An 18,963-nucleotide genomic window follows, 5' to 3' on the forward strand; every position below is an offset into this window, starting at 1 on the left:
TTTTGTTGGCATCGCGCGCCGGCGAGGTGCCCGTACTGCTTCAGTTGGCAGCCGGCCCCGCCAGCAGGTAATGCACGGCGATCCCCGCGAACAGCACGCCGCCGAGCCAGTTGTTGTGCCGGAACGCCGCGAAGCACGGCATCCGCTCGCGATCCTTGATCAGCGTGTAGTGATACAGCGCGCAGCCGACCGCCGCGGCCCAGCCGGCCCAGTACGCGAGACCGAAGCCGAGCGTCACGCCGATCCACACGTAGATGCCGAGCGTCACCGCATAGCACGCCATCACGGCCGCGACGTCGAAGCGGCCGAACGTCAGCGCGGACGTGCGAATGCCGATCTTGATGTCGTCGTCGCGGTCGACCATCGCGTATTCGGTGTCGTACGCGACCGACCAGAAGATGTTCGCCACCAGCATCACCCACGCGAGCATCGGCACCGTGTCCTGCACGGCCGCGAACGCCATCGGGATGCCAAAGCCGAACGCGATGCCGAGATACGCCTGCGGAATCGCGAAGAAACGCTTCATGAACGGGTACGAGCCAGCGACGAACAGCGCGACGACCGACAGCTCCTTCGTCAGCGTGTTGAGCGGCAGGATCAGCAGGAACGCGATGAACGACAGCACCACCGCGATCGCGACGGCTTCCCATGCGCGGATCTTGCCCGACGTCAGCGGCCGGTCGGCCGTGCGCTTCACGTGACGGTCGAAATCGCGGTCGGCATAGTCGTTCATCGCGCAGCCGGCCGAGCGCATCAGCAACGTGCCGAGCGCGAAGATCACCAGCAGCGGCCAGCGCGGATGACCGTCCGACGCGATCCACAGTGCATTGAGCGTCGGCCAGAGCAGCAGCAGGCTGCCGATCGGCTTGTCCATCCGGACGAGCCGCAGGTACAGGGGAAAGCGGGCGAGCATGGCGAACCACCGGGAAGAGAATCCCGGCATTTTAGAGCCGAGCGGCGGTTCGCGTCATGTCGGGACGGCCCGCAGCCGGGTGCGGCGGCGCGCGCGCAGGCTGCCCGGGCCCGCTGCACGCGGCCGAGCAGCCGCATACGTCGATCAGGGGACAGATGCATGGGCGGTGCGCAGCCCGCCCTGCCGACATTCGATGCCGATGCAGGCAATCCGACCCCGCTTCGACTTCGGGACACCGCCCGGTTGCCGATCACCCGCTGACACCGGCCGCACGACGCACGGCCGGTCACCCCGGATTCAGGCAAGCAGCGACCGCAGCATCCACGCAGTCTTTTCATGCGTCTGCAGGCGCTGCGTCAGCAGGTCGGCGGTCGGCTCGTCGCTCGCCGCATCGGCGATCGGGAAGATTTCGCGCGCGGTGCGCACGACCGTCTCGTGCCCTTCGACGAGCTGGCGGATCATCTCTTCGGCCGCCGGCACGCCGTTCGCTTCCGGCACCGACGACAGCTTCGCGAAATCCGCGAACGTGCCCGGCGCGACGACGCCGAGCGTGCGAATGCGCTCGGCGACCAGGTCGACCGCGAGCCACAGTTCGTTGTACTGCTCTTCGAACATCAGATGCAGCGTGTTGAACATCGGCCCGGTGACGTTCCAGTGGAAGTTGTGGGTCTTCAGGTACAGCGAAAACGTATCGGCGAGCAGACGCGACAGGCCGTCCGCGATCTTCTTGCGGTCCTTGTCGCTGATGCCGATGTTGATCTGCGTGGCGTTGCCTTTCCTGGCCATCTTCGGGACTCCTCATTCGAAATGTTGAACCGGCGAAAACGCGTCGAGCAATCCGCACGCCGCGCCGTGCGGCATCCGTTCGCGACGTGCCAGTCTAGCGCGGCGCGCGATTCGCTGCGCTCAGCCGCCGGCGCTCGACACGAGCGGTGCAAGCGCGTGCAGCGCCTGCGCGACCAGCTCGGCCGCACCGCCGATGACGATCGCGAAACCGACGATACGGCGCGCCAGCTCGGCCGGCGTGAACGCGGCGCGCATGTTCAGCATCATTTGCGTCATGGTCGTCACTCCTTCGACAAGACCTTGAATCGGAAGAAAAAACGGCCGGTCGTGCGACCGGCCGTTTCACGTTACAGCGTGACTGCGTCAGCGCATCGCGACTTTCACGCGAGGTCGAAGCGGTCGAGGTTCATCACCTTGTTCCAGGCCGCGACGAAATCGCGCACGAACTTCTCGTGCGCGTCGGCGCTGCCGTACACCTCGGCCAGCGCCCGCAGCTGCGAGTGCGAACCGAAGATCAGGTCGACGCGCGTGCCGGTCCACTTGACCTGGCCCGTCGCCCGGTCGCGCCCTTCGAACACGTCGTTCGCGGCCGACACCGGCTTCCACTCCGTGCCCATGTCGAGCAGGTTCACGAAGAAGTCGTTGGTCAGCGCGCCCGGACGATCGGTGAACACGCCGTGCTTTGCGTCACCGACGTTCGCGCCGAGCACCCGCAGGCCGCCGACGAGCACCGTCAGCTCCGGCCCGCTCAGCGTCAGCAGCTGGGCCTTGTCGACCAGCAGCGCCTCGGCCGGCGTCTTGTACGCGTGCTTCAGGTAGTTGCGGAAACCGTCCGCAACCGGCTCGAGCACGGCCATCGCCTCGATGTCGGTCTGCTCTTGCGACGCGTCCATCCGGCCCGGTGCGAACGGCACCGTCACCGCGACACCCGCGTTCTTCGCGGCCTGCTCGACGCCGGCTGCACCGGCGAGCACGATCAGGTCGGCGAGCGACACCTTCTTGCCGCCCGTCTGCGCATCGTTGAACGCCTTCTGCACGCCTTCGAGCGTCTCGAGCACCGCGGCAAGTGCCGCCGGCTGGTTCACTTCCCAGTCCTTCTGCGGGGCGAGGCGGATGCGCGCGCCGTTCGCGCCGCCGCGCTTGTCCGAACCGCGGAACGTGGAAGCCGACGCCCACGCGGTCGACACGAGCTGCGCGACCGACAGCCCCGACGCGAGCACCTTCGCCTTCAGCGCCGCGACGTCGGCGGCGTCGATCAGTGGGTGGTCGACGGCCGGGATCGGGTCTTGCCACAGCAGTTGCTCGGCCGGCACTTCCGGGCCCAGATAGCGCGCACGCGGACCCATGTCGCGGTGCGTGAGCTTGAACCAGGCGCGCGCGAACGCGTCGGCGAACTCGGCCGGGTTCTCGTAGAAGCGGCGCGAGATCTTCTCGTAGGCCGGGTCGAAACGCAGCGACAGGTCGGTCGTCAGCATCGTCGGGCGATGCTTCTTCGCCGGATCGAACGCATCGGGAATCACCTCGTCGGCGCCCTTCGCAACCCACTGGTGCGCGCCGGCCGGGCTCTTCGTCAGTTCCCATTCATAGCCGAACAGGTGCTTGAAGAAGTCGTTGCTCCACTTCGTCGGCGTCGACGTCCACGTGACTTCGAGGCCGCTCGTGATCGCGTCGCGGCCCTTGCCCGATGCGTACGTGCTCTTCCAGCCGAGGCCCTGCTGCTCGATGGCCGCCGCTTCCGGCTCGGGGCCGACGTTCGTGGCGGGGCCGGCGCCGTGCGTCTTGCCGAACGTGTGGCCGCCGGCGATCAGCGCGACCGTCTCTTCGTCGTTCATCGCCATCCGCGCGAACGTCTCGCGGATGTCGCGGGCCGCCGCGACCGGGTCGGGTTTGCCGTCCGGGCCTTCCGGGTTCACGTAGATGAGGCCCATCTGCACGGCAGCGAGCGGGTTCTCGAGATCACGGTCGCCCGAGTAGCGGCTGTTCGGGCCGCCGCTCAGTTCCAGCCAGATCTTTTCCGAACCCCAGTAGACGTCGTCCGGTTCCCATGTGTCGACGCGGCCGCCCGCGAAGCCGAAGGTCTTGAAGCCCATCGATTCGAGCGCGACGTTGCCGGTCAGGATCATCAGGTCGGCCCACGAGATGTTGCGGCCGTACTTCTGCTTGATCGGCCACAGCAGCCGGCGCGCCTTGTCGAGGTTGCCGTTGTCCGGCCAGCTGTTCAGCGGGGCGAAGCGCTGTTGCCCGCCGCCCGCGCCGCCGCGGCCGTCGGCGGTCCGGTACGTGCCGGCGCTGTGCCAGGCCATCCGGATGAACAGGCCGCCGTAGTGGCCGAAGTCGGCCGGCCACCAGTCCTGCGACGTGGTCATCAGCGCCTGCAGGTCTCGCTTCACCGCCGCGAGGTCGAGCTTCTTGAACGCTTCCGCGTAGTCGAAATCCTTGTCCATCGGATCGGACAGCGCCGAGTGCCGGTGCAGGATGTTGAGATTGAGCTGGTTCGGCCACCAGTCCCTGTTCGACGTGCCGCCGGCCGCCGTATGGTTGAACGGACACTTCGATTCGGTCGACATGCTTTTTTCTCCTTTGCTTGACTCGTAAGCCCCCACTTGCCGGGCGCGGTTCATGGAGCATTGCGGGGGGATGAAACGGAACAGGTTGATCCTGTCGTACTACGGGGTGTCAGGCCGCGCGGCCTTCGATGCGGGTTGCGGGACTTCGGACATGCAACGCTCCCTCATGGCTGAACGGCGGTGAGTCGGGGAACACCGAACCTGCATGCAACGGCACTCATCCGCCATACGTACGGTCCGCCAGGTACGCGAACGCAATCGGGCGCAGGCTCCGGGCCGCGGCCCTCGCACGATTGACGACCTCGTCGCGCGACGGGATGTTCCGCTGCGCGTGCTGCAGTACCGACCGCATCATGACATCCTCCTTTGACGCTTGCATTCAACGTGCGAATCGAACCGCCGATCCGACGCAATCCATGGAAATGATTCTAATTACGTCTATCGATAATTTGAATTTAATAAATTTCATCTATTCGATAGGCAAAAATAAACGGGGTCGCCAGACCCCGTTCATCCGCCTGCCTCGGGAGCACTGCTCCCTGATCAGTTCACTCAGTTCATCGTCGCCGGCATGTCGAGCTTCGCGACGCCCGGCAGCTCGCACGCGGCGATCGCCTCGCTGATCGCGTCGATCGCGGGCATCCGCGTGAAGCTCTTGCGCCACACCAGCACGACGCGGCGATCCGGCACCGGTTCGTTGAACGGCACGTACGACAGCAACTCGGCGTCGGGGCCGTTCGCGCGCGGACCAACCTCGGCGACCGACATCCGCGGCAGCACCGTGATGCCGACGCCGCTCGCGACCATATGGCGAATCGTTTCGAGCGATGAGCCCTCGAAGGTCTTCTGGATGCCGTCGGCCGTCTGCGAGAAGCGCATCAGCTCCGGGCACACGCCGAGCACGTGATCGCGGAAGCAATGGCCGTTGCCGAGCAGCAGCATGGTTTCCTGCTTCAGGTCCTCGGCGTCGATTTCCTCGCGCTTCTCCCACGGATGGCCAGCCGGCAGCGCGACGACGAACGGCTCGTCGTACAGCGGCCGCACCATCAGGCCGGTTTCGGGGAACGGCAGCGCCATGATCGCGGCGTCGATCTCGCCCTGCTTCAGCAGTTCGAGCAGCTTCAGCGTGTAGTTTTCCTGCAGCATCAGCGGCATCTGCGGCACGCGCTGGATCATCTGCTTGACGAGCGTCGGCAGCAGGTACGGCCCGATCGTGTAGATCACGCCGAGCCGGAACGGGCCGACGAGCGGGTCCTTGCCCTGCTTCGCGATCTCCTTGATCGCGAAGGTCTGCTCGAGCACGCGCTGCGCCTGCGTGACGATCTGGTCGCCGATCGGGGTCACGCTCACCTCGCTCGCGCCGCGCTCGAAAATCTGCACGTTGAGCTCGTCTTCGAGCTTCTTGATCGCCACCGACAGCGTCGGCTGGCTCACGAAGCACGCTTCGGCCGCGCGACCGAAGTGCCGTTCGCGCGCGACCGCGACGATGTATTTCAATTCAGTCAGGGTCATTGTGGGTCAATCAGGGATATACAGGCGATAGGTTTAATTTATACACCCGTTGGCACCGGTTCGCCAAGTTTCTCTGTATCGCAACACGCCGAATCAGCGCTGCATGGCGGTTTTAAATCCGACCCTGAATGCGCGAATCAGGCCTTCAGATATTGCTCGCGCGCGCCGAGCCAGCGGGCGAGATGCTGCGTGACCACGTCGGGATACGCGGCGATCAGCCGCGCCGCCGCGTCGCGGGCCGGATCGATCAGCCAGCCGTCGGTCTCGAGGTTCGCGAAGCGCAGCATCGCCGCGCCGGACTGGCGCGCGCCGAGGAATTCGCCGGGGCCGCGGATCTCGAGGTCGCGCCGCGCGATCTCGAAGCCGTCGGTCGTCTCGCGCATCGTCTTCAGCCGCTCGCGGCCGGTCAGCGACAGCGGGCCCGTGTACAGCAGCACGCACACCGACGCCGCGGTGCCGCGCCCGACGCGGCCGCGCAGCTGGTGCAACTGCGCGAGGCCGAAGCGCTCCGCGTGCTCGATCACCATCAGCGAGGCATTCGGCACGTCGACGCCGACTTCGATCACGGTCGTCGCGACGAGCAGTTGTACGTCGTTGCGCGTGAAGGCCTCCATCACGGCCGCCTTGTCGGCCGGCGACAGCCGCCCGTGCACGAGCCCGACCTTCAGCTCGGGCAGTGCCGCGGCCAGCGTTTCATAGGTTTCGACGGCCGTCTGCAGCTGCAGCGTCTCGCTCTCCTCGATCAGCGGACACACCCAGTACACCTGGCGGCCGGTCAGCGCGGCCTCGCGCACGCGGGCGATCACCTCCTCGCGCCGCGCGTCGCCGACGAGGCGCGTCAGCACCGGCGTGCGGCCCGGCGGCAGCTCGTCGATCGTCGACACCTCGAGGTCCGCGTAATACGTCATCGCGAGCGTGCGCGGGATCGGCGTGGCCGACATCATCAGCTGGTGCGGCTGGAAATCGCGCGCGCCGTTAGCCGCGTTCGCGGCCTTCGCGCGCAGCGCGAGACGCTGCTCGACGCCGAAGCGGTGCTGCTCGTCGACGATCACGAGGCCGAGCCGCGCGAATTCGACGGTGTCCTGGATGATCGCGTGCGTGCCGATCACGAGCTGCGCGGTGCCGAGCGCCGCGGCCTCGATCGCCGCGCGCTTCTCCTTCGCCTTCAGGCTGCCCGCGAGCCATGCGACCGTGACGCCGAGCGGTTCGAGCCACGCGCGCAGCTTGCGCGCATGCTGTTCCGCGAGGATTTCGGTCGGCGCCATCAGCGCGGCCTGGTAGCCGGCGTCGATCGCCTGCGCGGCCGCCAGCGCCGCGACGACCGTCTTGCCGCTGCCGACGTCGCCCTGCAGCAGCCGCTGCATCGGGTGCGCGAGCGTGAGGTCGTGCGCGATCTCGTCGACGACGCGCGACTGCGCGCCCGTCAGCGTGAACGGCAGCGCCGCGTAGAGACGCGTGGTCAGCGCATCTGCATCGGTCGTGGCGCGGCGCGGCATCGCGGGCGCCGCGCGCGTGCGGCGCTCCTCGTGCGCGCGCTTGAGCGACAGTTGCTGCGCGAGCAGCTCCTCGAACTTGATGCGGGTCCACGCCGGATGCGAGCCGTCCATCAGCGCGGCTTCGTCGGAATCGACGGCCGGGTGGTGCAGGATGCGCACGGCCTGCGCGAGCGTCGGCACGCCGAGCGGCTTCAGGTAGTCACGCTCGATCTCGGGCGGCAGCAGCTCGGGCAGCGGCGTGCGCTCGACCGCGTTCTCGATCGCCTTGCGCAGATACGCCTGCGACACGCCGGCCGTGCTCGGATAGACGGGCGTGAGCACCTGCGGCAGCGGCGCATCGGCCTCGACGACGCGCACGGCCGGATGCACCATCTCCATCCCGAAGAAGCCGCCGCGGACGTCGCCGCGCACGCGCAGCCGCTGGCCGACGGCCATCTGCTTGACCTGCGAGCCGTAGAAATTGAGGAAGCGCAGCACGAGCTGCTCGCCGTCATCGTCCTGGATCTTCACGACGAGCTGCCGACGCGGCCGGTACGCGACCTCGTTGTCGAACACGACGCCTTCGGTCTGCGCGATGCCGCCCGGCAGCAGTTCGCCGATCGGCGTGAGCGTGGTTTCGTCCTCGTAGCGCATCGGCAGATGCAGCACGAGATCGATCGAGCGCGTGAGGCCGAGCTTCGCGAGCTTGTCGACGGTCTTCACGGGTTTGTCGGCGGCCGGCTTCTTCTTGCGTTTCGCACCGGATGGTCCCGCTGCACCCGCTTCACCCGCTTCGTCGCCGCCCGCGCCCGGTTCGGCGTCGGGTGCGGCAGCGGCCGGCTGCGCGAGCCGCCCGTCGGCACCGCGCTTCGGGCCCGTGCGCCGCGGCGCGATACCGCGCGGTGACTCGTGCTCCCCCGCGCTGCGCGCGGGTAACGCGGCATCGTCCGCGTCGAACGGATCGGCGGAATCGGCAACGGCGGCGGTGGAACGGCGTGGTGACACAGGCATCGGATCGTCTGGGTGCTTCGCAAGGCAAGTACAATAGCGGCTTTCACGTCGTCCGAACGAACGACGCCGGCCAGGCCGCGCATCCCGCCATCATAGCGGCTCGCGCGCCCCATTCATGCGTTTCCGCCTTGTCGGCGGCGCCCGCCGGCCGTTTCGAACCAGCCCGCATGTTCACGCTTTCCGATTTCGATTTCAATCTGCCTCCCGAGCTGATTGCGCAAACCGCGCTGCCCGACCGTACCGCGAGCCGCCTGCTCGAGGTCGACGGCACCGTCGAGCCCGCGCGCCTCGTCGACCGCCGCTTCGCCGAGCTGCCGTCGTGCATCGCGCCCGGCGACCTGCTCGTGTTCAACGATACCAAGGTCCTGAAGGCACGGTTCTTCGGCCAGAAGGCCAGCGGCGGCAAGATCGAGGTACTGATCGAGCGCGTGACCGGCACGCACACCGCGCTCGCGCAGATCCGCGCGAGCAAGTCGCCGGGCGCCGGCACGACGCTGCGCCTCGCCGACGCGTTCGACGTGACGGTCGGCGAGCGCGTCGAGCCGTTCTTCACGCTGATCTTCCCCGAGCCGTGCCTCGACCTGATCGAGCAGTTCGGCCGCCTGCCGCTGCCGCCCTATATCGAGCACGATCCGGACGCGACCGACGAAACGCGCTACCAGACCGTCTATGCGAGCAATCCGGGCGCGGTCGCCGCGCCCACGGCCGGGCTCCATTTCGACCAGCCGCTGCTCGAGCAGCTCGACGCGATGGGCGTCGAGCGCGCGACGCTGACGCTGCACGTGGGCGCCGGCACGTTCCAGCCGGTGCGCGTCGACAACATCGCCGAGCACAAGATGCACAGCGAGTGGTACGACCTGCCGCAGTCGCTCGTCGACAAGATCGCCGCGACCCGCGCGCGCGGCGGCAACGTGATCGCGGTCGGCACGACCTCGATGCGCGCGCTCGAAGCCGCGGCGCGCAGCGCCGACGCAGCCGGCCGCCCGCTCGCGGCGACGCAGGCCGAGACCGACATCTTCATCACGCCCGGCTATGCTTTCCGGATCGTCGACCGGCTCGTCACGAACTTCCACCTGCCGAAGTCGACACTGCTGATGCTGGTGTCGGCGTTCGCGGGCGTCGAGACGATCCGCGCCGCGTACCGGCACGCGATCGACGCACGCTACCGCTTCTTCAGCTACGGCGACGCGATGCTGCTCACGCGGCGCGGCACGCCGGAGGCGCCGCGCGCGTAAGCGCGGCAGGTGCGAAGACACGCCGGCCCGCGACCGCGCTGCGGCCGCTGCGCGTCGCGCCGTCGCGCCGTTGTCCCCGCGCCGTCGCCCCCGTTTTGCTGCGGTACGCGCTACGATGGCGCGCACCCGCTTTTCCCCGCCGCCGGTTGCCCGGCGGCGTTTCCAACATGCGCCGGACTGTTCTCCGGTGGCAAGGAGAATGACGCGATGACCGAAGGTTCATCCCACGATACGCACGCTCATCCGCACGCCCCCGTGCAGGACCGCCCCGCGAACGGGCTCGAATTCGAACTGCTGACGACCGACGGCCATGCGCGCCGCGGCCGCGTGAAGCTCAACCACGGCGTGGTCGAGACGCCGATCTTCATGCCGGTCGGCACGTACGGCACCGTGAAGGCGATCCAGCCGCGCGAGCTGCACGAGATCAAGGCCCAGATCATCCTCGGCAACACGTTCCACCTGTGGCTGCGCCCGGGCCTCGACACGATCGACGCGCACGGCGGCCTGCACGGCTTCATGGGCTGGAACAAGCCGATCCTGACGGACTCGGGCGGCTTCCAGGTGTTCTCGCTCGGCGACCTGCGCAAGATCACCGAGGACGGCGTGACGTTCGCATCGCCGATCAACGGCGACAAGCTGTTCCTGTCGCCGGAAGTGTCGATGCAGATCCAGAAGGTGCTGAACTCGGACATCGTGATGCAGTTCGACGAGTGCACGCCGTACGCGACCAACGGCGTGCCGACCACGCACAAGGAAGCGGCCGAGTCGATGCGCATGTCGCTGCGCTGGGCGAAGCGCTCGCTCGACGAGTTCGACCGGCTCGGCAACCCGAACGCCCTCTTCGGGATCGTCCAGGGCGGGATGTTCGAGGACCTGCGCGACGAATCGCTCGCGGGCCTCGCGGAGCTCGGCTTCCACGGCCTCGCGATCGGCGGGCTGTCGGTCGGCGAGCCGAAGGAAGACATGATGCGCGTGCTGCGGCACGTCGGCCCGAAGCTGCCGGCCCACAAGCCGCACTACCTGATGGGCGTCGGCACGCCGGAGGACCTGGTCGAGGGCGTCGCGAACGGCATCGACATGTTCGACTGCGTGATGCCGACCCGCAACGCGCGCAACGGCTGGCTCTTCACGCGCTTCGGCGACGTGAAGATCCGCAACGCGACGCACAAGAACTCGCTGAAGCCGCTCGACGCGAGCTGCACGTGCTACACGTGCCAGAATTTCTCGCGCGGCTACCTGCATCACCTGCACCGCGTCGGCGAAATCCTCGGCGCGCAGCTCAACACGATCCACAACCTGCACTACTACCTGCAGCTGATGAGCGAGATCCGCGACGCGATCGAGACCCATACGTTCGACGCATTCCGCCAGCGCTTCGCGGAGGATCGCGCGAGAGGGGTCGACTGACGGGCCGGCGGCCCGCAGCGCGCCCGTCACATAGGACGTGTACTAAATAATGCGTTCCGGGTGCCCGTCGCGACCGCCAAACATTACAATCGCCTTTCCAAACGAGTCGCAACGGCGTCGTTTCACGCTTAACAGCTTGATCCGAAAGCGCATTTGCCGAGCCGTTCGCGCATGGGGCCGGTGGTAGAATAACCGGCTTATTTTTCGATCTTCCCCTACGGAGAGACCAACGTGCCGTTCATTTCCAATGCCTTCGCGCAAGGCGCCGGTGGCGCCGAATCGAGCCTGATGAGCTTCCTGCCGCTCATCCTGATGTTCGCGGTGCTGTACTTCATCATGATCCGTCCGCAGATGAAGCGCCAGAAGGAACACCGCAACATGCTCGCGGCCATGGCGAAGGGCGACGAAGTCGTCACGAGCGGCGGCCTCGTCGGCAAGGTGACGAAGGTCACCGAAGGCTACATCGGCGTCGAAATCGCCGAAGGCACCGAAATCACCGTGCAGAAGGCTGCGGTCACGACCATTCTGCCGAAGGGCACGATCAAGTCGCTGTAAGGTTTTCACCGAGCGTCCGGCTCCCCGCGCCGTGCCCGCCTGACAGCGCGGGCCGCCGCGGCGCCGGACGCGACGCTTTCACGCCAACCACCCGTTCGGCCCCCTCATGAATCGTTATCCACTCTGGAAATATGTCGTGATGGTCGTGGCGCTCGCCATCGGCCTTCTGTACACATTGCCCAACTTCTTCGGTGAAGCGCCGGCGGTGCAGGTGTCGAGCGGCAAGGCCACGGTCAAGCTCGACTCGACCACGCTGACCCAGGTCGAATCCGCGCTCGCGTCCGCGCAGATCACGCCGGACGACGTCACCTTCGAGAACACGGCGTCCAACGCGAACATCCGCGTGCGCCTGAAGGACACCGATACGCAGCTGCGCGTCAAGGACCTGCTGCAGAAATCGCTGAACACCGACCCGAACGATCCGCAGTACGTCGTCGCACTGAACCTGCAGAGCGCGTCGCCGCGCTGGCTGACCGCGCTGCACGCCCTGCCGATGTATCTCGGCCTCGACCTGCGCGGCGGTGTGCATTTCCTGCTCCAGGTCGACATGACGGGCGCGCTCACCAAGAAGCTCGACTCCGACGCGTCCGACGCCCGTGCGCTGCTGCGTGACAAGAACATCCGCGACGGCGGCGTGAGCCGCGTCGACCAGTCCGTCGTCGTCAACTTCAGCGACGCGCAAACGGCCGAAGACGCCCGCAAGGTGCTCGCCGCGTCGGTCACCGAACTGCAATGGGCGACCCAGCCCGGCGGCGGCGGCACGCAAGTCGTCGGCACGTTCACGCCGGCCGTGCAGAAGGCCGTCGAGGACGCCGCGCTCAAGCAGAACCTGACCACGCTCCACAACCGCGTGAACGAACTCGGCGTGTCCGAGCCGATCCTGCAGCAGCAGGGCAGCGACCGTATCGTCGTCGAACTGCCGGGCGTGCAGGACACCGCGAAGGCGAAGGACATCATCGGCCGCACCGCGACGCTCGAGGCGCGCCTCGCCGATCCGCTCAACACGCACCCGAACCCGAACGACCCCGTGCCGCCGGGCGAGGAGCTGTTCACGCAGGGCAACCAGGCGCCCGTGCTGCTGAAGAAGGAAGTGATCTTCACCGGCGACCGCATCATCGATGCGTCGGCCGGCTTCGACGAACACCAGCGTCCGTCGGTCAACATCCGCCTCGACTCGGCGGGCGGCCGCTCGGTGCGCGCGGTGTCGCGCGAGAACATCGGCAAGCCGATGGCGATGGTGCTGTTCGAGAAGGGCAAGGGCGAGGTGCTGACGGTCGCGACGATCCAGTCCGAACTCGGCGACCGCTTCCAGATCACGGGCCAACCGACGCCGCAGGCGGCGGCCGACCTCGCGCTGCTGCTGCGCGCCGGTTCGCTCGCCGCACCGATGGACATCATCGAGGAACGCACGATCGGCCCGAGCCTCGGCGCGGACAACATCAAGATGGGCGTCCACTCGGTGATCTGGGGCTTCTGCGCGATCGCCGTGTTCATGATCGCGTACTACATGCTGTTCGGCGTGATCTCGGTGATCGGCCTGTCGGTGAACCTGCTGCTGCTCGTCGCGGTGCTGTCGCTGATGCAGGCGACGCTGACGCTGCCGGGTATCGCGGCCATCGCGCTCGCGCTCGGCATGGCGATCGACTCGAACGTGCTGATCAACGAGCGCGTGCGTGAAGAACTGCGCGCCGGCCAGCCGCCGCAGCTCGCGATCCAGGCCGGTTACGCGCATGCGTGGGCGACGATTCTCGACTCGAACGTCACGACGCTGATCGCCGGCCTCGCGCTGCTCGCGTTCGGCTCGGGCCCGGTTCGCGCATTCGCGATCGTGCACTGCCTCGGCATCCTGACGTCGATGTTCTCCGCGGTGTTCTTCTCACGCGGGATCGTCAACCTCTGGTACGGCGGCCGCAAGAAGCTGAAGTCGCTCGCGATCGGCCAGGTGTGGAAGCCGGAAGGCGCCACGGCCGGTGCCGCAGGTGCAGCGTTCGGCGCGGCCGACGAATCGACCGACACCGCGCGCGCCGCGAAGCTCGCCGCACCCGCGAAGGGCGACGCACCGCGCGCCGGCAAGCCGCAGCTGCGCAACCGCGCGCAGCAAGGCGTGTCGCCGAAGAAACCGGGCTCGACCCAATAAGGCCCCGGAGACGAAGCCATGGAATTTTTCCGCATCCGTAAAGACATTCCGTTCATGCGGCACGCGCTGGTGTTCAACGTGATCTCGCTGGTCACGTTCCTCGCCGCCGTGTTCTTCCTGTTCCACCGCGGGCTGCACCTGTCCGTCGAATTCACCGGCGGCACGGTGATCGAGGTCCAGTACCAGCAGGCCGCGCAGCTCGAACCCGTGCGCGACACGCTCGGCAAGCTCGGCTATGCCGATGCGCAGGTGCAGAACTTCGGCACGTCGCGCAACGTGCTGATCCGCCTGCAGCTGAAGGAAGGCCTCACGTCCGCGCAGCAGAGCGACCAGGTGATGACCGCGCTGAAGGCGCAAAGCCCCGACGTGACGCTGCAGCGCGTCGAGTTCGTCGGCCCGCAGGTCGGCCGCGAGCTTGCGACCGACGGTCTCCTCGCGCTCGCGTGCGTGGTGATCGGCATCGTGATCTACCTGTCGATCCGCTTCGAATGGAAGTACGCGGTCGCCGGTATCATCGCGAACCTGCACGACGTCGTGATCATTCTCGGCTTCTTCGCGTTCTTCCAGTGGGAGTTCTCGCTGGCGGTGCTCGCGGCGATCCTCGCGGTGCTCGGCTACTCGGTCAACGAGTCGGTCGTCATCTTCGACCGGATCCGCGAAACGTTCCGCCGCGAACGCAAGATGAGCGTGCAGGAAGTGATCAACCACGCGATCACGACCACGATGTCGCGGACGATCATCACGCACACGTCGACGGAAATGATGGTGCTGTCGATGTTCTTCTTCGGCGGCCCGACGCTGCACTACTTCGCGCTCGCGCTGACGGTCGGCATCATGTTCGGCATCTACTCGTCGGTGTTCGTCGCGGGCTCGCTCGCGATGTGGCTCGGCATCAAGCGCGAAGACCTCATCAAGGAAAAGAAGACCGCGCACGATCCGGACGATCCGAACGCGGGCGCGCAGGTTTAAGCGCTGTATCGCTTCGGCTGATACCGGAAGGCCGGTCCCTCGTGGACCGGCCTTTTTTCATGGGCGAGCCGCCGCCCTCCTCGTCCGTCGCGACTGCACGGACCGTCGGCTACAATCGCGTCACCGTCCCGCCCCGCCACCCGCCGAAGCCGCGGTCCTCATGATGCCAGCCACGCGTGTCGTTCATCGCATCGTCGCCTGGAGTACCGGCGCAGCCGCCGCGGCTGCGTTCGTTGCATGCGCATCGGCCGCGCGCGCGCAATCCGCGTCCGCGCCGCCTGCCGTCCCGCCTGCGGCCCCGTCCGCGGCCGCGGCGGCCGCTGCTGCCGCCGCGTCGCAACCGTCACCCTGCCCGCCCGACTGGGAACCGCAGCTCTGCGAACTGAAGGCCGCGGTCGACGTGCTGAAGAAGCAGCACCTGACCGACGTCGACATCGGCGCGCTGCTCGACGCCACCGTGCACGACGGGATCAAGACGCTGCCGCACGCGCGCTTCTTCAACGCGAAGGAGGAGCAGGAACGGCGCGACGACGAGCGCCGCGCGCGCGACGGCACGCCGGGCATCGGCATCGTGTTCGAGACACGGCCCGACGGGCTGCACATCCTCGACGTCATCCCCGACGCGCCCGCCGAACAGGCCGGCGTGCGGCCCGACGATCTCGTCGTCGCGATGAACGGCCGGAGCGTCGTCGGCATCGACAGCAGCGAGGTCGTGAAATTCGCGAAGGGCGACGCGGGCGTGCCGCTGAAGCTCACGGTCCGGCGCGGTCCGAACCACGCGACGCTGACCTTCGCGCCGGTCCGCGCGATCGTCCGGCCACACCCGGCGACGACGAAGCGGCTCGCCGGCGACATCCTGTACACGCGGCTGTCGAGCTTTCCGGAGCCCGCGGTCGGCAGCTATATCGACGCGGTGCAGGCCGCGCGCCGCGCGGGGCCGCCGGTGAAAGGCGTGATCCTCGACCTGCGCATCAACGGCGGCGGCGCGCTGAATGCGGCGATCGGCATCACCGCGCTGTTCGCCGGGCGCGACCGTACCGCGATGATCACGCTCGAGCGCGACGGCACGAAGCGCCGCCGCTTCACGACCAACTGGCCCGACTACGAACTGCCGGTCATGCGCGGCCAGGATCCGCTCGCGCCGCTGCAGGCCGACGACTGGTGGCGCACCGTGCCGCTCGTGGTGCTCGTCGACGGACAGAGCGCGTCGGCCGCCGAAGCGACGGCGGCGGCACTGAAGGATCTCGACCGCGCGCGGCTGCTCGGGATGCCGACCTACGGAAAGGGACTCGCGCAGACCGGCGTCGACCTGATCGACGGCACGCGCCTTGCTTTCACGTTCGCGCGCAACCTGCGGCCGAACGGCTGCCCGATGGACGGCTACGGCGTCGTGCCGGACTGGCTCGTGCCGCCGCGCCGCGACTCGGACGTCGACGGCGTGCTGCTGTGGTACCGCGAAGTCGATCTCGCCCGCGCGCCGTATGCGGACCGGGTCGCGCCCGACCCGTTCGCGCAGGTTCGCAAGGCACGGCAGGCACTGCGCGAAGCCCGCGTGCGCGCGAAGATCGATACGGCGAAGAGCGCGGCGCTTCCGCAGCGCGAATTCGGCACGGCAAGTGACTGGCAGCTCCGGCAAGCGCTCGACGCGCTCGCCGGCCGCCCGGTGCAGACCGTCGCTGCACCGGCGCAACTGATGCCGGCGCAGCCGGTATGCGAGCGCGGCGAGCACTGACGTGCCGTCGGACCGACCGCATCGGCCGCGGTGGTAGATTGAACGCTCCGTCACCTCCGGACCGAAGCCGATGACACACGCCAGACCACGCCGCTCCATCCGCGCATTCCTCGAACATCCGCTCGCCGTGGGAATCGCCTGTGCACTGATCGGCAGCGCCAGCACCTGGATCGTCAACCACGAGATGGCGCGCGCCGACGAGCAGCGCAAGGCCTTCGATGAAGCGTGGGGTCGAGCCGAGCTTTTCGCCGAGAAGCAGGCACGGTACGACGATGTCGCGGCACTCGACGCGCTGGCGGCAGAGATGCCGCAAAACCCGGTGTCGGCGCTCCTCCGGAAGCACTATCGCGCGCTCGGTGCCGATGCGCAACGTGCTCGAGACGACGCACGCGATGCACTGGCCACTCGGCGCCTGCTGCTCTCGAAACCACAGTACGACGCCACTTACCGCTTCATCGAAACGGTATCCGCGACGAACCCGGCCGGCCGGCAGAACATCCCGGCCGATCTCGAAACGCTGCGCGCGACGGCAAAGACGCTGCGCGATACCGACGGCTGATCGACGGCCGCCCTTCCCGATCACCGGAACCCGAACCGCCGCCGCAACACCACCAGCGCCGCGAGGCTCAGCACGGCCGCGAACATCAGGTAGAAGCTCGGCGCGGTCTTCATCCCGGTCGCGCGGATCAGCCATGCGATGATGAACGGCCCGAAGCCGCCGAAGATCGTCACCGCGACGTTATACGCAAGCGACATCCCGGTCGTGCGCGTCTGCACCGGAAACACTTCGGACAGCAGCCCCGGCAGCGCCGCGAAATAGCCGGTCATCAGGAACGCGAGCAGTACCTGCAGCGCGATCAGCGTGCCGAAGCCCGGATGCGCGACGAGATACGCGAACGCCGGATAGATCAGCACGAGAATGCCGACGGCCGGCGCGAGCATCACGCGCACGCGGCCGTAACGATCCGACCAGTGGCCGACGAGCGGCGCGAACGCCATCTGGATCACGCCGACGACGAGGATCGCCGCGAACGCGGCCGACGGCGCGAGGCCGAGCTGCTTCACGCCGTAGGTCGGCATGAACAGCACGAGATAGGTCGCGACGGTGCCGAGCACCACCACGCCCATCGCGGCGACGAGCCGCGCCTTGTGCGACGCGAACGTGTCGCGCAGCGGGCTCGCGGTGCTTTCCGCCGCGAGGAATTCGGGCGTCTCGTCGACCTTCGAGCGGATGTAGTACGCGACGGGCCCGAGCAGCAGTCCGAAAAAGAACGGGATGCGCCAGCCCCACGCGGCCATCTGCTCGGCCGTGAGCTGCGCGTTCAGCACGGTGCCGAAACCCGCCGCGAGCAGCGTCGTGAGCCCCTGGCTCGCGACCTGCCAGCTCGCGAAGAAACCGCGCCGCCCGGGCACATGCTCGGCCAGGAACGCGGTCGCGCTGCCGAATTCGCCGCCGGCCGAAAAGCCCTGCATCAATCGCGCGGCGACGAGGATCAGCGGCGCCGCGACGCCGATCGTCCGGTAGGTCGGCAGTACCGCGATGACCAGCGTGCCGGCCATCATCAGCAGGATCGACAGCGTGAGCGCGGCCTTGCGGCCCGCGCGGTCGGCGTACGCGCCGAGGACGATCGCGCCGAGCGGGCGCATGAAGAACGACACGCCGAACGTGCCGAGCGTGAGCAGCAGCGACACGGTGTCGTTGCCGGCCGGAAAGAACAGCTTCGAGATCGTCACCGCGAAGAAGCCGTAGACGACGAGGTCGAACCATTCGAGCGCGTTGCCGATCGACGCGGCGACCACCGCGCGCCATACGCGCGACGACGAAGCAATGGAGCTGGACTGCGTGACGGCGTGCATCGGCGATCTCCTTGTCGTTGTACGTTCTGTCCGACGCGTCCGTTCTCGCGCCGCGAGCTGTGCGCACGATTATAGGCGCGCAAAAAAAACCGCCGCGCCCCCGAACAACGGGAGCGCGGCGGCTGGCACGCGACGGGCCGGCGAGCGTGACGCGGCGGCCGGCCCGGCCGGGCGCGTTACTGCTGCTTGACGGCTTCGGCCGTGATCAGCAGCTTCGTCTTCATCTTGAAGCCGTACTGCTTGCCGTAGTCGAGGCCGAAATCGTCGCGGCTGAATTCGCCGACCGCGTCGACGCCGCACACTTCACGCTTGAGCATCGGATGCGGCATGCACTTGAACGAATCGATCTTCAGCGTGAGCGGCTTCGTGACGCCGTGCAGCGTCAGGTTGCCGACCACCGACACCGGCTTGTCGCCGTCGAACTTGATGGTGCCCTTGTAGTTCGCCTGCGGGAACTTGGAGACGTCGAAGAACTCGGCCGTCTGCAGGTGCTCGTCGAGCTTCGCGCTGCCCGTCTGGATCGACGCGACGTCGGTCGTCACGTCGACCGTGCCGGTCTTCGCCGCGCGGTCGAGCGTCACGCTGCCGCTCGACTTGTCGAACTTGCCGCGCCAGACCGACAGGCCGCCGAAGTGGTCGGCCTCGAAGCTCGGGTACGTATGGCTCGGGTCGAACTGGTACGTCGCGCTGTCGGCGAATGCCGAGAACGACAGCGAGGCGGCCAGCGCGCCCGCGGCGATGATCAGATGCTTTTTCAAATGCTTTCTCCTTGGAACAGCGCCGCGCCCTCGCGCGGCATTCGGGGTG

15 protein-coding genes are annotated in these 18,963 nt (G+C 67.6%); 7 read left to right on the plus strand and 8 right to left on the minus strand.

Going from position 1 to position 18,963, the window contains the following annotated elements; genetic code table 11:
- Nucleotides 1–40: 40 nt before the first annotated feature.
- The 6 genes from ubiA to recG all read right to left on the minus strand — a co-directional run bounded on the left by ubiA (nt 41) and on the right by recG (nt 8,264).
- Nucleotides 41–913 (minus strand): 4-hydroxybenzoate octaprenyltransferase, encoded by an 873-nt coding sequence (ubiA, locus tag DID98_RS18720; RefSeq protein WP_124487971.1) that lies wholly within the window; start codon nt 911–913, stop codon nt 41–43.
- Nucleotides 914–1,210: 297 nt separating this feature from the next.
- Nucleotides 1,211–1,699 (minus strand): non-specific DNA-binding protein DpsA, encoded by a 489-nt coding sequence (gene dpsA, locus DID98_RS18725; RefSeq protein ID WP_044844027.1) that lies wholly within the window; start codon nt 1,697–1,699, stop codon nt 1,211–1,213.
- Nucleotides 1,700–1,819: 120 nt separating this feature from the next.
- Nucleotides 1,820–1,975: a hypothetical protein gene (locus DID98_RS35880; RefSeq protein ID WP_185500316.1), complete on the minus strand. Its 156-nt coding sequence runs from the start codon at nt 1,973–1,975 to the stop codon at nt 1,820–1,822.
- Nucleotides 1,976–2,079: 104 nt separating this feature from the next.
- Nucleotides 2,080–4,266: a catalase/peroxidase HPI gene (gene katG / locus DID98_RS18730; protein WP_124571188.1), complete on the minus strand. Its 2,187-nt coding sequence runs from the start codon at nt 4,264–4,266 to the stop codon at nt 2,080–2,082.
- Between the two features lie 552 nt (nt 4,267–4,818).
- Nucleotides 4,819–5,778: a hydrogen peroxide-inducible genes activator gene (locus DID98_RS18735; RefSeq protein ID WP_044844025.1), complete on the minus strand. Its 960-nt coding sequence runs from the start codon at nt 5,776–5,778 to the stop codon at nt 4,819–4,821.
- 137 nt (nt 5,779–5,915) lie between these two features.
- Nucleotides 5,916–8,264 carry an ATP-dependent DNA helicase RecG gene (gene recG / locus DID98_RS18740; protein ID WP_124571189.1) on the minus strand — a complete coding sequence of 783 codons (2,349 nt, stop codon included), beginning with the start codon at nt 8,262–8,264 and terminating at the stop codon, nt 5,916–5,918.
- A gap of 167 nt (nt 8,265–8,431) precedes the next feature.
- Here recG and queA point away from each other — a divergent pair, with 167 nt between their 5' ends.
- The 7 genes from queA (at nt 8,432) to DID98_RS18775 (ending at nt 16,858) form a co-directional block, all read left to right on the plus strand.
- Entirely contained in the window at nt 8,432–9,499 is a 1,068-nt protein-coding gene (queA, locus tag DID98_RS18745; protein ID WP_124571190.1) for a tRNA preQ1(34) S-adenosylmethionine ribosyltransferase-isomerase QueA, read from the plus strand.
- 207 nt (nt 9,500–9,706) lie between these two features.
- The gene (gene tgt, locus DID98_RS18750) at nt 9,707–10,906 is read left to right on the plus strand and encodes a tRNA guanosine(34) transglycosylase Tgt (RefSeq protein WP_124487975.1); all 1,200 of its coding nucleotides are present in this window, start codon (nt 9,707–9,709) and stop codon (nt 10,904–10,906) included.
- 231 nt (nt 10,907–11,137) lie between these two features.
- On the plus strand, nt 11,138–11,461 hold the full coding sequence (gene yajC, locus DID98_RS18755) for a preprotein translocase subunit YajC (protein WP_006476868.1): 324 nt from the start codon (nt 11,138–11,140) through the stop codon (nt 11,459–11,461).
- A 106-nt stretch (nt 11,462–11,567) separates the two neighbouring features.
- Entirely contained in the window at nt 11,568–13,598 is a 2,031-nt protein-coding gene (secD, locus tag DID98_RS18760) for a protein translocase subunit SecD (protein WP_124487976.1), read from the plus strand.
- Nucleotides 13,599–13,616: 18 nt separating this feature from the next.
- Complete coding sequence (gene secF, locus DID98_RS18765) at nt 13,617–14,567, plus strand: protein translocase subunit SecF (RefSeq protein WP_044844020.1); 951 nt, start codon at nt 13,617–13,619, stop codon at nt 14,565–14,567.
- 160 nt (nt 14,568–14,727) lie between these two features.
- Nucleotides 14,728–16,299, plus strand: a complete 1,572-nt coding sequence (locus DID98_RS18770) for a S41 family peptidase (RefSeq protein ID WP_185640872.1) — start codon at nt 14,728–14,730, stop codon at nt 16,297–16,299.
- Between the two features lie 70 nt (nt 16,300–16,369).
- The gene (locus DID98_RS18775; RefSeq protein ID WP_124571191.1) at nt 16,370–16,858 is read left to right on the plus strand and encodes a hypothetical protein; all 489 of its coding nucleotides are present in this window, start codon (nt 16,370–16,372) and stop codon (nt 16,856–16,858) included.
- A 20-nt stretch (nt 16,859–16,878) separates the two neighbouring features.
- On the opposite strand, the gene DID98_RS18780 is transcribed toward DID98_RS18775, so the two are convergent.
- Nucleotides 16,879–18,156 (minus strand): MFS transporter, encoded by a 1,278-nt coding sequence (locus DID98_RS18780; protein WP_124487978.1) that lies wholly within the window; start codon nt 18,154–18,156, stop codon nt 16,879–16,881.
- A 176-nt stretch (nt 18,157–18,332) separates the two neighbouring features.
- Entirely contained in the window at nt 18,333–18,914 is a 582-nt protein-coding gene (locus DID98_RS18790) for a YceI family protein (RefSeq protein ID WP_044844018.1), read from the minus strand.
- Between the last annotated feature and the right edge of the window lie 49 nt (nt 18,915–18,963).

The sequence above is a fragment of the Burkholderia sp. Bp8984 genome, assembly GCF_003853755.1.
In the GTDB taxonomy this organism is placed as follows: Bacteria; Pseudomonadota; Gammaproteobacteria; order Burkholderiales; family Burkholderiaceae; genus Burkholderia.

Bases quoted from the DNA above. Each gene is read 5' to 3' on its own strand.
- DID98_RS18735 (WP_044844025.1), bottom strand. From the start codon at position 5,778: ATGACCCTGACTGAATTGAAATACATCGTCGCGGTCGCGCGCGAACGG.
- dpsA (WP_044844027.1), bottom strand. From the start codon at position 1,699: ATGGCCAGGAAAGGCAACGCCACGCAGATCAACATCGGCATCAGCGAC.
- ubiA (WP_124487971.1), bottom strand. From the start codon at position 913: ATGCTCGCCCGCTTTCCCCTGTACCTGCGGCTCGTCCGGATGGACAAG.
- secD (WP_124487976.1), top strand. From the start codon at position 11,568: ATGAATCGTTATCCACTCTGGAAATATGTCGTGATGGTCGTGGCGCTC.
- tgt (WP_124487975.1), top strand. From the start codon at position 9,707: ATGACCGAAGGTTCATCCCACGATACGCACGCTCATCCGCACGCCCCC.
- DID98_RS35880 (WP_185500316.1), bottom strand. From the start codon at position 1,975: ATGACGCAAATGATGCTGAACATGCGCGCCGCGTTCACGCCGGCCGAG.
- DID98_RS18770 (WP_185640872.1), top strand. From the start codon at position 14,728: ATGATGCCAGCCACGCGTGTCGTTCATCGCATCGTCGCCTGGAGTACC.
- DID98_RS18780 (WP_124487978.1), bottom strand. From the start codon at position 18,156: ATGCACGCCGTCACGCAGTCCAGCTCCATTGCTTCGTCGTCGCGCGTA.
- katG (WP_124571188.1), bottom strand. From the start codon at position 4,266: ATGTCGACCGAATCGAAGTGTCCGTTCAACCATACGGCGGCCGGCGGC.
- secF (WP_044844020.1), top strand. From the start codon at position 13,617: ATGGAATTTTTCCGCATCCGTAAAGACATTCCGTTCATGCGGCACGCG.
- recG (WP_124571189.1), bottom strand. From the start codon at position 8,264: ATGCCTGTGTCACCACGCCGTTCCACCGCCGCCGTTGCCGATTCCGCC.
- queA (WP_124571190.1), top strand. From the start codon at position 8,432: ATGTTCACGCTTTCCGATTTCGATTTCAATCTGCCTCCCGAGCTGATT.
- DID98_RS18775 (WP_124571191.1), top strand. From the start codon at position 16,370: ATGACACACGCCAGACCACGCCGCTCCATCCGCGCATTCCTCGAACAT.